Source organism: Candidatus Didemnitutus sp. (assembly GCA_019634575.1).
GTDB lineage: Bacteria > Verrucomicrobiota > Verrucomicrobiia > Opitutales > Opitutaceae > Didemnitutus.
On record JAHCAY010000001.1, the window covers coordinates 2,657,952 to 2,669,925 of the forward strand.

Here is an 11,974-nt window from a genome sequence, read left to right on the forward strand (position 1 = left end):
CCCCGGGCCGCATCGCCGGGGCGCCCTTCCCTGCGGCCCGACCCGCGGGGCTTGGCCGGAGGCTCGCGTCGCCCCGCATCGCGCGCACAATCGCCGGCATGTGGTGGATCTACGCTCTCCTCTCCGCGGTGTTCGCCGCGCTCACGGCGATCCTCGCCAAAGTCGGCGTGCGCGGCGTCGACTCCAACGTCGCCACCGCCGTGCGCACCGTCGTCGTGCTCGTGTTCGCGTGGGGCCTCGTTGCGCTACAGGGCAATCTCGGAGCCGTCGCCGTGCTTTCGCGGCACACGCTGATGTTCCTCGCGTTCTCCGGCGTGGCGACGGGCGTGTCGTGGCTGTTCTATTTCAAGGCGCTGCAACTCGGACCGGCCTCGCTCGTGAGCGCGGTCGATAAATCCAGCCTGGCGCTGACGCTCGTGCTCGCGGCGCTGTTTCTCGGCGAAACGCTCACGCTGCGCACGGCGCTCGGTTGCGGGTTGATTCTCGCGGGCACCGCGCTTGTCGTGTGGCCGAAGTGAACTCCCTCGCATCCGCGCCGCTGCAACTCGCCGAGTCCGACTGGCTCGAGCGGCGTCGCGCGCACGAGGCGCGCGTGCGCGGGTGGACCGATCCGCATCAGGCGCGGCAGGCGCGCGGCGAGAAGCATCCGGTCGAAGATTTTCTCTGGGAATACTACGCCTATCGCCCGAGCTGGCTGCGCCGCTGGCATCCAGGTCCGGATGTCGTCCTGCTCGGCGACGCCGCGCGCGAATACCTGCGCTGGCCGGAATACATCGCGGTCGACGGCGGCGTGCGCGTGAACTGCGGCGCGTTCGAGCCGAAGCGGCGCGAGTCGCTCGCGTGGCTCCTCGGACTCCTGCGCGCGACCGCGGAGCGCCCGCCGGCGTTCGCCTGCTTCGGGCTGCACGAGTGGGCGATGGTCTACCGGCTCACGCCGGAGGAAATCCGCCACGCGCAACTGCCGCTGCGCTACCCGCCCGAGGAGATCGCGCGCATCACCGAGTCGCTCCCGATCCGCTGCTCGCATTTCGACGCGTTCCGTTTCTTCACCGCCGCCGCGCGGCCGCTCAACCGCCTGCAGCCCGAGCGCGCGACGACGACGCAGCTCGAGCAGCGCGGCTGCCTGCACGCGAACATGGATCTCTACAAGTGGGCGTTCAAACTCGCGCCGTTCACACCGAGCGAGCTGATGGCCGACTGCTTCGCGCTGGCGCGCGAGATCCGCGAGGTCGACATGCGCGCGAGCCCCTACGACTGCCGCGTGCTCGGCCTCGCGCCGATCGCGATCGAGACGCCGGAGGGGCGCGCCGATTACGAGCGTCTCCAACGCGGTTTCGCCGAGCGCAGCCAACCGCTGCGGGCGCGGTTGATTGCGTTGTGCGAGCGGCTGCTGGGCGGCTGAAATATCGGTCGAGCGTGCGGGGCGTGATTCCCAAAGCGAACGCCGACGCGTGACTGCGGGGACGATGCGGCCCGGCCGCAAGGGCCGGGCCGGCAGCTGACCCGTTCACCGAACGGCGTTGAATGTCTCGTGCAGAGCTTTCGCTCGCATCGCGTGACTGCGGTTCAGCGCAGCTCCGTTAGGCGGCAGGGTTTCACCCGGGAAACTCGAGGTAGCCCGGCCTCTCCGAGGACGGGTCCCGGGCACCCGCGCCCGGAGGTCGCGGGCTACCCGGCAAGCGCGCTCAATCAACGGAGTAGCGCTAGAACGCGAAGGTGTTGGTGATCGTCCACTGCTGCGGTTGAGGAATGCGGAACGAGGCGGTGGTGCCGTTCGGTTGCGCAGTGACGGCGATGAGGTCGTCGCTGCCGAAGAGGTCGCGCACGTTGAGCTGGATGGTCCAGCGGACTTTGTCGCGGGCGAGGCGGCGGGTGTATTTCAGCCAGAGGTCCACGTCGAGTTCGTCGCTGCCGTAGTAGGGCTGGTTGACGTCGGAGACCCACTGGCCGGCTTCGTTCTTCTTCACGCCGTAGCCGATGGCGACGCGGTCCTGCCAGCGCGTGGCGCCGCCGATGGAGAAGCCCTTGAACGGGCCGCTGACGAACTCGTAGTTGCTGACGAAGTTGAAGCGCCATTTGCGCAGCTCCTGGACGGCGGCGTTGTTGGCGGCGAGGGCGTTCAGGTAGGGCACATACATGTTGTTGATCGCCATCACGCCGAGGCGGGAGCCGGTGACGCTGTTGAAATACGGGATGTCCTCGAAGCCGTTCTGGTCGCGGATGCTGGCGGCGATGACGCCGTCGCCGTCGGTCCAGAGCGGGAGGTTACGCGCGATGAATTCCTCGAAGTCCTTGCCGTAGTTCGTGCGCACGGCCTCCTGGCGGACGGCGTTGAGGGTCATGCGCCAGTTCGGGAGCGGGTTGTAGGTGAGTTCGATTTCGGTGCCGCGCGACTCGGTGTCGGCGATGTTGCCGACGTTGGGCGGGCGCGTGGCGGACCAGGTGCCGCTGGCGTTTTGGGTGAAGGCCCAGGTCTGCGCGAGCAGCGGATCGACGGGGCGCAGCCACTCGGCGGCGGTGCGACGGGCGAACCAGGCGTCGCGTGCGGTGCGCTCGGCGGTGGTGAGGCCGGGGTTGGCGCTGGTGCCGCTGGTGAGGCCGGCGCGGAGCGGGAGGTAATCGACGTCGCCGGGCTTGAAGCCGAACCAGCGGTTGATGAGCACTTCGGAGGTGTTGGTGCCGCGGAGGCCGTTCATGGCGCGGACGACGTCGTTGCCAGGCCAGAAGGTGTTGTAGAACGTGCTGACGTCGTTCGCCTGAAGCGTCTCGTAGCGGATGGCGCGGAGGACGAGTTTGTTGTCGGCGAACGAGAGCGTGACGCCGTAGTCGCGCGTGGAGCCGCGGGGCGGCGAGAACGGGCGGCCGTAGACGTCGGCGACGGTGGAGGACGGGCGGAAGTTTTCCGAGCGGTTGTAGGAGAGGCTGACGTCCATGCCGTGCGGGAGGCGGCGCTTGATGAAGTCGGGCGTGTGGCCGACGACGCTCCAGCTGACGGTCGAGTCCTTGGCGTGGATGGTGGCGTCGTTCGGATAAACCCACGAGGAGGCGAAGGGATCGACCTGGCCGGTGGGGCTGACGGTCGGCGGCGTGCCGGCGTCGAAGAGTTCGTAGTCGTCCTGGCGCCAGCCGACGAGGCCGACGAGTTTGCGATTCAGGAGGTAGCTTTGCCAGATGGCGGAGTAGCTCTCGGTGCGGTTGAAGGAGCGCGAGGCGTTGGAGTAGAGTTTATCGAGATCCTTCTCGGGAGTGATGACGGAGACGGGCGCGTAGACCCACTTGTCGATGCGGTTGTCGAAGAGCAGGGCGGTGCCGGTGGCGGCCGGTTCGTGCAGCGCGGTGAGGCCCTGGATGTTGGCGCCGGCGGCGGAGGTGCGGTTGGCGATCGAGTCGCCGAGGTAGTGGATGGCGGCGTAGCCCGGATAAGACAGCGCGGTGGCGCTGTCGGCGTAGACGTTTTGGTCGAGCGTGTAGGCGTAGCCTTGGTAGGTGCGGGAGAGGCGTTCGCTCTTCTGCTTGCTGTAGACGCCGGTGAAGACGTGGCGGCCGAGGTGGCGCAGCCAGGAGGTTTTCGTGGTGAAGTCGGCGGTGCCGTAGGCGGTGGCGCGCCAGGCTTCGCGGTCGGTGTCGACCATGTAGTTGCCGATGGAGTCGGAGGCGAAGTAGGGGCGGCCGAAGTTCGGGTTGGGCGTGCCGTCGACGAGCTTGGACTGCATGTCGACGTGGATCATCGCGGCGTCGAAGCCGATGAGGCTGCGGTTGCGGCGCGAGTGTTCCTGCTTGTCGTAGGCGAGCTCGACGCCGACGGCGTCGCGGAAGAAGGTCTGACGGACGACGGCGTTGAGGGCGTTGAAGTCGGCGCGCTCGGATTTGTTCGGGCCGTCGAGGAGATGATCGTAGAAGTTGAAGATGGATGGGTCGCTGATCTCCTGGGCGCGCCAGAGGCCGGCGTAGGCCTGGCCGGCGGGGGCGTAGAGTTTGTTGAGGAAGAAGTTCGGGTTGTTGCCGGCGGAGGTGTAGTTGTAGACGCCATACCACTGGGTGTAGGTGGGCGTGCCGCCGCGGCTCATCATGTAGGCGGGGACGCCGTTGCCGCCTTGCGCGTTGGAGGTGGGATCGGTGAACACGGCGCCGACCTGGCCGAACCAGCGGCCGGCGGAGCCGAGGTGCGCGGCGAGCGTGGGGTTGTTGAGGACGGTGCTGGTGTTGGTCGGATCGAGCGCGACCTTGTTGAGCACATCGAACCAGACGGTGAGGCCGTCGGCGGGCGGGTTGAGGCGCGGGCGGTTGGACTTGATGGTGCCGTCCTCGTAGCTGACCTGAATCTGCGTGGTGCCGTTCTTGACGAGGCGCGGCTCCCAGCGGACGGCGGCGTAGAGGCGGCGGTCGTCCTCGAAGGCGGGCTCCTGGCGGAATTTTTCCTCGTCGTTCAGGCCGATGATGCGGACGCCGAGGCGGTCCTTCTCGATCATCTGGTTCACGTCGAGCACCTCGCGGTGCGATTCGTAGCGGCCGACGGTCTGGGTGAACGTGATGCCGTTTTTCCGCAGGTTCGGCATCTTGAGCTGGTTGTTGATGATGCCGGCGGGGCTGCCGAGGCCGAAGAGGATGGCGTTCGCGCCGCGGGAAATGTCGATGCGCTCGGTGTTGTAGGAGTCGAGGCCGATGTCGGTGGAGAAGAAGTCGCGCGTGAGGTCGGCGCCGCTGAGGCCGCGGACGCGCGTCATGGAATTGGGGCTGTTGAGGCCGTCCTCGGCGTTGGAGAAACCCTGGCCGGTGGAGAGGCCGGAGTAGTTGCCGCCGAGGCCGGCGGCTTCGGTGCCGGTGGTGTAGACGAGCACGTCCTTCGCGTTGTTCGAGGCGGTGTCGGCGAGGAACTGGGCGTTGATGACCGAGATGGCGGCGCCGACGTCGCGCAATTCCGTGCGCAGGCGCGTGCCGGCGAGCGTCGACGTGGCCTGGTAACCGCGGTCGGTCTCGGCGGCGACGACGAAGGGCGCGAGTTGCACGACCTCGTCGTCGCTCTCCTTCTCGTCCGCGGCTGGCGCGGACTCACTCGCGCGCGGGAGCGTGATTTTTTTCGGCTCCGGTTCGGTCGACGAGGTTTGCGGGGCGACCGACTGGGCGGTCGCGCTGAGCGTCAGTCCGAGGAGGCCGGCAACGGCGGCGAGCCACCAGGCGGATGGCGAGGGCGTGCGAGGGGTGATCATGTTGGGGAGGGGTTGCGGTCGCGCCGGGCGCCGGAAGCGGCCGGAGGCGATGGAGCGGGGTGACAACGAACCGGGGTGAGCGCCGCGAAGGTAGCGCGCCGGGGGCTCCGCGGAAATGAGTTCGGTTGGCCCCGCGACTTAGAATCTTTGCCTCAGCGCGCGTGCGCCGGGCGCTGCGTCTGCACGCGGCGGCGATATGCCCCGGGCGAAACGCCGGTGAGGCGCTTGAAGACGACGCACATGTATTCGTCGTGCTCGAAGCCGGTGAGCTCGGCGATTTTCTTCATGGGGAAATCCGTCTCGAAGAGCAGCTGCTTGATCTTGGAAATCTGCACGCGCCGGATCTCCGCCTGCGGCGAGCGGCCGAGGAGGCTGCGGAATTTGCGCTCCAGCAGGCTGCGCGAGGCGCCGGTGTATTTCTGCAGCTGCGTCACGGTGACGCCGTGGCAGGCGTGCTCGCGAATGTAGCCGAGCGCGGCGGCGACGATGCGATCCTCGATCGCGAGGACGTCGGTCGAGTAGCGCGGCACGACGGCGATCGGCTCGACGCGGACGTCGGCGGCGGGAGGCGTCTCGCCGCGCATGAGCTGGGCGAGACATTCGGCCGCGAGGTAGCCGGACTGGAAGGAATTGGTGGCGACGCTCGAGAGCGGCGGGTAGGCGAGCTCGCAGCGGATGATCTCGTTGTTCACGCCGAGCACGGCGACTTCCTCGGGCACGAGCAGGCCGGCGTTCTGCGCGGCGCTGACGACCTGGAGCGCGCGCAGGTCATTGCAACACATGACGGCGACGGGCTTCGGCATGCTCTTGAGCCAGGCGGCGAGGGTGTCGGTCTGCCGCTCGTCCCAGAACGGCGTGAGGTTGCCGGGATAATCGACGTCGAACACGTGGCAGCTGCGGCCGGCGAGCGCGAGCGCCTCGAGGAAGCCGTCGCGCCGCTCGCAGGCCCAGCCGTCGTTGCCGAAGCCGCAGAAGGCGAAGTGGCGGTAGCCGCGCTCGAGGAAGTGCTCGGCGCCGTAGTGGCCGAGGGCGACGTTGTCGGGGCGGATTTTCGGCACGCCGGGAAACGGCGGCACGTCGTTGAGATCGACGAGCGGGAGGCGCAATTGCCGGCACGACTCGACGAGCGCGGGCGTCGTGTGGCGGCTGATGACGCCGTCCCAGCGCTTGCTGCGCAACCACTGCGGATCGATCTCGGCGCGCGCCTCGTCGTCGAGGAACGCCGCCCACGGCCGGTGCGAGCGCTCGTAGTGCGCGACGCCCTGGAGCATGGCGTTGCACTCCTCGAAGCGGGTGAGAAAGACGAGCAGGACCTGGGGTTTCACGGGAGCGCGGGAGAATTCTCCGGGGCGGGAGCGGCGCGGGCGGCGCCAAGGGCGGTCAGTCGTGGCGGGCCGGGCGCCGCAGGTCAAGGCGGCGGCGCCGCGGCGGGAAAATTCAGCGCGGCGCGGTTTGCCGCGCGATCCACGCCTGCATCGCCTCCCACTGCTCGCTGGTGTAGGCGTGGCCGAGCTCCAGCGTGAGCTCGAGCGTCTTGGGCGCGGTGATGGCGTTGTAGGCGGCGTGCAGCGAGGTGGGCGTGACGACTTCGTCGTTGTAGCCCCAAGTGTAGTAACCCGGCACGCGCAGGCGGCGCGCGAAGTTGACGGTGTCGTAGTAGGCGGCGGTCGCGAGCTTCGCGGGCGTGGCGTGCACCGAGGTCGCGAGTTCCTCGGCGCTGAACGGTTGCAGCCGGCCCGTGCCACGCCGATGGAGTGCGGCCGGCGTCACGTCGCAAAAACCGGGATGCACGGCAACGACGCCGGTCACGCGCGGATCGAGTGCGGCGGTGACGATGGCGAGCCGCCCGCCCTGGCTCGAACCGGCGGCGATGAGATTGCGTCCGTCCCACGCGGGGCGCGTCGCGAGAAAATCGTTCGCCCGCACGCAGCCGAGATAGACGCGGCGGAAATAGAACGTCTCGCGATTATCGAGATTGAACGTCGCGTAGTCGGACAACGCCCCCGCGTAGAGGCGGTCGTAGATCTCCTTGGGCAAATTCACCGGCAGGCCGTGGATGCCGATCTCGAGCGTGATGAAGCCGCGCGCCGCGGTGGACTTGTCGCCCGCATACGGCCGCACGCCCGCGCCGGGCAGCCGGAGCAACGCGGGGTATTTCCCCGGCGCCTTCGGCTCGCACAGGATGCCGTAGATGCGCGACGGCCCGAGCCACTCGACGCCGACCGTGCGGAAGCTGACGTGGTAGACGTTCAACTCGTCCGTGCACGCCTCCGGGAGGAGCGTCACCTCGGGTTGCATCGGCACCGCCGCGAGTTCGCGGCGGCTCTTTTCCCAAAACGCGTCGAAATCCGCCGGATTCACCTGCGCCGACTGGATGCGCTCGGGTGCGAACGCCACGGTGGCCAGCCCGCGGTATTTGTGACCGCCGATCTCCGTCTCCGCGATGCAGCGCAGGAAACCCGGCTCGCTCCGCGTGCCGCCGTCGATCGTCAAGCCCTCCGCCGGCACCTCCGCACGCACGCGCGGGGCGCGCGTGTGCTCCGGCGCGACGGTGTAGGTGACCACGGCGCCGGGCACCGGATGGCCGTCCGCGCGCACCGCCACGCGGAAACGCACCGGCTCGCCCAACGCATACGTCCAGTCGGCGTGATCGGGCACGACTTCCACGCGCACCGTGGCGAGGCGGCGCTGCGCCGCCGGCGGCACCGGGGAAATTTCGAGCGCCGGGGCTTCGCCGATCGCGGCGAGCAGGCCGCAGAGCGAAGCGAACCAAAACCACCCGGGGCGAGGCGACGCGAATGAGGCACGCATGGCGCGACGATGCCACACCCCGTCCGCCCGTGACATGAGAACCTTTGTCCGCGCCGCTGAGAACCCTGCGAATGCGCTGTCGCGCCGCCCGCGCCTGACACGCCCTGCGGAGTTGCGCCGCGCGCGCCCGCGCCTACGTTGACCACCGCATGTCCGCCCCGGGCTACATCATCCAGGACCGCACGCCGAAGAAGCCCGCCTATCCGATCCGCGACGAGTTGCGCGGCTACCTGCGCCGCTACCGCCGCGAGCGCGACCTGCCCGTCACCTACGAGCGCCTGCGCGACTTCCACGAGGCGATGCCGCTGGTCGACAACGACGGCAAGAACACCCTCTGGGACACCGTCGTCTACCGCGCCGAGGACATGCCCGCGATCAACGACGCCCTCAAACGCATCTACGCGCTGCTGAAGGTCGACGGCGACTTCTCGGTCATGCAGCACCTCTACATCGACCGCGTGGACTTCTGCTCGTTCGGCAACTCGATGCCGTTCCGCGTCCGCATCGTGAACGCCTACAACGAAAACCCGGACTACTTCTACGTGAAGAAGGCCGACTCGTCGCGCGTCTACGGCCTCGAGCTCGAGCACCTGCTCTCGCCCAACCGCCTGAATTTCCTCACCCACGGCAACACGCTCATCGAGGAACACATCGCCGGCGTGCCCGGCGACGTCTTCATCGAACGCTGGCTCGGCGACCCCACGCTGCGCCCCATCCGCATCGCGAAGGAGTTGGTGAAGTTCAACGAGCGCTGCTTCATCCGCCTGCTCGGCGACATGCGCAGCTACAACTTCGTGTTCGTCGTCACGCCCGACTTCGAGAGCGCGCAAATCCGCATCCGCGCGATGGACTTCGACCAGCAGAGCCACCACGGGCGGAAAAACTTCTACCTGCCGCAGTTCTTCAAGGACAACGCCCCGCTCGTGCAATTCTGCACGAAGCACCTGCACGCCAAGACCGCCTACCAATACCAGCGCGAGGAGCAGACGCTGATGCTCCAGCGCGCCGAGCTCGCCAAGGCGCGCCTCGACGCCCTGCTCGACGCCATGTCCGTCGACCCGATCGCGCCCGACGACAACGTGCACCAGCTCCGCGACGGCCTCGCCGACCACTACGAGTCGAAGGATTTCCTCGCCTGCACGACGATGGGCCAGCTCGTCCGCGAAAGCCTCGCCAAGACCCGCGCCCGCATCGAACACGACGCCACCGGCCACCTGCCGAAGCTGTGAAGCCGTGTTGGCTGCGAGAGGCGAAAACCGGCTCGCGCGCCCTTCCGGCGCTGGCATGAATCACAGCGCACCGCGCCATGTCCCCCGCCTCGTCGCCCAATCAGACTCCCGAGCAGGTCGCCCGCGACGCGATCGACGCCCAGCTCCGCGCCTCCGGCTGGGCCGTGCAGGCCAAGGGCGCGATTGATTTCCACGCCGGCGAGGGCCAGGCCGTCCGCGAATACACCACCGACGCCGGCCCGGCCGATTACGTCCTCTTCGTGGACGGCAAACCCGTCGGCGTGATCGAGGCGAAAAAGGAAACGCTCGGCCAAACGATCACGACCGTGGAGGAACAAACCGCCGACTACGCCGCCGCGAAGTTGAAATGGGTCCGTTCGTCCGGCGTTCCGCTCCCGTTCCTCTACCAAGCCACCGGCGTCGTCACTCGCTTCACGGACCAGCGCGACCCCAAACCTCGCTCGCGCGAAGTCTTCTCTTTCCACCGCCCCGAGACGCTCCGCGAAAATCTTCGCGCGCTCCCTTCGCGACCGCCTGCAGGACCTTCCCGCGCTCGATCCCACCGGCCTCCGCGCCTGCCAGATCGACGCCATCACGAATCTCGACGCCTCGCTCAAAGCCGCCAAACCGCGCATCCTCGTCCAGATGGCCACCGGCTCGGGCAAGACCTTCACCGCGATCACGTCGATCTATCGCCTGCTCAAACACGCCCGCGTCCGCCGCGTGCTCTTCCTCGTCGATACGCGCAACCTCGGCGAGCAGGCCGAGCAGGAGTTCCTCGCCTACACGCCGAGCGACGACAACCGCAAATTCACCGAGCTCTACACCGTCACGCGTCTCGCCTCGTCGCACCTGCCCACCGACGCCGAGGTCTTCATCGCCTGCTGCAATCCGGACAACCGCCACAAGCGCAAGGAAACGTGGCACGCCGAAAAGAACCCGACCGGCCGCTGGCGGAAGTTCACCCACGCCGAACTCGCCGCGCGCGACAAGACGAGCCTCGACCTCTTCTGGCTGAAGGACGACAGCCTCGCCGACCTCGACAACCTCCCCGAGCCCGCCGACCTCGCGGAGGAGATCATCGAAAACATCGAGGCCGGCCTCGCCAACTTCCGCACCGTCGCCGCCTCGCTGGGTAAGTCAGTGCCCTAGCGCGGCCCGCCGCCCGGGAGTTTTCCCGCCGCCACCGCGCGTGACACAAGACGGCCTTGCCCGCGCCGTGCTTCGCAGCGACCCTGCGCTCCCCCATGCAAAAGCACTCCTTCGACAAACGCCGCATCAAGATCCTGCTCCTCGAAGGCATCCACCCGAACGCCGTGGATGTCCTCTCCGCCAGCGGCTACTCGTCGGTGAAGTCCCTGCCGAAATCCCTCGCGGGCGACGCGCTGAAGGCCGCGCTCAAGGACGTGCACTTCCTCGGCATCCGCTCCCGCACCGACCTGACCGCCGAGATGCTCGAGGCCGCGCCGAAGCTTGCCGCGATCGGCTGCTTCTGCATCGGCACCAACCAGGTCGATCTCGCCGCCGCCGCGAAGCGCGGCATCCCGGTCTTCAACGCCCCGTATTCCAACACCCGCAGCGTCGCCGAGCTCGTCATCGGCGAGGCGATCATGCTCCTGCGCGGCATCCCCGACAAAAACGCCCTCGTCCACCGCGGCGGCTGGTCCAAGAGCGCCGAAGGCAGCGTCGAAGTCCGCGGCAAGACGCTCGGCGTCGTCGGCTACGGCCACATCGGCACGCAGGTCAGCATCCTCGCGGAACACCTCGGCATGCGCGTGCTCTTCTACGACATCGAGGGCAAGCTCCCGCTCGGCAACGCCAAGCCCGTCCAGAAACTCTCCTCGCTCCTCGCCGAGTCCGACGTCGTCTCGCTCCACGTTCCCGAAAACGCCTCGACGAAAAACCTCATCGGCCGCGCCCAGCTCGCGCAGATGAAAAAAGGCGCGCACCTCATCAACGCCGCCCGCGGCACCGTCGTCGACATCGACGCCCTCGCCGAAGCGCTCGAGAAGAAACATCTCGGCGGCGCCGCCATCGACGTTTTCCCCGTCGAACCGAAGGGCAACGACGAGGAATTCCTCTCGCCGCTCCGCCAATTCGACAACGTCATCCTCACGCCGCACATCGGCGGCAGCACCATCGAGGCGCAGGCCGGCATCGGCACCGAGGTCGCGGAAAAACTCGTCCGCTACTCCGACAACGGCTCGAGCGTCACCGCGGTGAACTTCCCCGAGGTCACGCTTCCCGAGCACGCCGGCACCGGCAAGTCGCGCCTCCTCCACGTGCACAAGAACATCCCCGGCGTTCTCGCGCACGTGAACGAGAAGTTTTCCAAGCGCGGCGTGAACATCTCCGCCCAATACCTGCAGACCAACGAGCACATCGGCTACCTCGTCATGGACGTCGACGCCGGCGCCAGCGAGATCGCCATCGACGAGCTTTCGACCGTCCCCGGCACCATCCGCGCCCGCCTGCTCTACTGAGCCGGAGCGCACGCCCGGCAAACCTGTGGGCAGCGCGCTCGCGCGCGCCGACGCGCCGCTCGGAGGTGGGCGTCGACGTCCCCGACGGCGCCACGAACGCGGCACCGCGCCTAGTCGCCGCCGGGACGTCGTCGACCACCCTGTCCTGCCGCGAGCGATGTAGACCGGCTTCCAGTCGGCTCTGACAAACGTGCCGCGCTACTTCGCACCGAGGATTGAATAACGCGCCGCGTTCGGCCGTCCT

General features: G+C 68.0%; 8 protein-coding genes and 1 pseudogene. 6 read left to right on the forward strand and 3 right to left on the reverse strand.

What is annotated here, in order from left to right; all coding sequences use genetic code 11:
• Positions 1-98: 98 nt before the first annotated feature.
• The gene (locus KF715_11140; GenBank protein ID MBX3737238.1) at positions 99-518 is read left to right on the forward strand and encodes an EamA family transporter; all 420 of its coding nucleotides are present in this window, start codon (positions 99-101) and stop codon (positions 516-518) included.
• Positions 515-1,402, forward strand: a complete 888-nt coding sequence (locus KF715_11145; GenBank protein ID MBX3737239.1) for a 3-methyladenine DNA glycosylase — start codon at positions 515-517, stop codon at positions 1,400-1,402. Before KF715_11140 ends, KF715_11145 begins: the two co-directional genes overlap by 4 nt.
• Positions 1,403-1,703: 301 nt before the next feature.
• On the opposite strand, the gene KF715_11150 is transcribed toward KF715_11145, so the two are convergent.
• From KF715_11150 to KF715_11160, 3 genes are all read right to left on the reverse strand, one after another.
• Complete coding sequence (locus KF715_11150; protein MBX3737240.1) at positions 1,704-5,207, reverse strand: TonB-dependent receptor plug domain-containing protein; 3,504 nt, start codon at positions 5,205-5,207, stop codon at positions 1,704-1,706.
• A gap of 152 nt (positions 5,208-5,359) precedes the next feature.
• The gene (locus KF715_11155) at positions 5,360-6,478 is read right to left on the reverse strand and encodes a DNA-binding transcriptional regulator (GenBank protein ID MBX3737241.1); all 1,119 of its coding nucleotides are present in this window, start codon (positions 6,476-6,478) and stop codon (positions 5,360-5,362) included.
• A gap of 166 nt (positions 6,479-6,644) precedes the next feature.
• The gene (locus KF715_11160) at positions 6,645-8,018 is read right to left on the reverse strand and encodes an acetylxylan esterase (GenBank protein ID MBX3737242.1); all 1,374 of its coding nucleotides are present in this window, start codon (positions 8,016-8,018) and stop codon (positions 6,645-6,647) included.
• A gap of 149 nt (positions 8,019-8,167) precedes the next feature.
• On the opposite strand from KF715_11160, the gene KF715_11165 reads away from it, so the two are divergent.
• From KF715_11165 to serA, 4 genes and pseudogenes are all read left to right on the forward strand, one after another.
• Complete coding sequence (locus tag KF715_11165; protein ID MBX3737243.1) at positions 8,168-9,247, forward strand: hypothetical protein; 1,080 nt, start codon at positions 8,168-8,170, stop codon at positions 9,245-9,247.
• A 77-nt stretch (positions 9,248-9,324) separates the two neighbouring features.
• Positions 9,325-9,705, forward strand: a pseudogene (locus tag KF715_11170) (helicase).
• A gap of 49 nt (positions 9,706-9,754) precedes the next feature.
• On the forward strand, positions 9,755-10,399 hold the full coding sequence (locus KF715_11175; GenBank protein ID MBX3737244.1) for a DEAD/DEAH box helicase family protein: 645 nt from the start codon (positions 9,755-9,757) through the stop codon (positions 10,397-10,399).
• 95 nt (positions 10,400-10,494) lie between these two features.
• The gene (gene serA / locus KF715_11180) at positions 10,495-11,730 is read left to right on the forward strand and encodes a phosphoglycerate dehydrogenase (GenBank protein ID MBX3737245.1); all 1,236 of its coding nucleotides are present in this window, start codon (positions 10,495-10,497) and stop codon (positions 11,728-11,730) included.
• Positions 11,731-11,974: the final 244 nt, after the last annotated feature.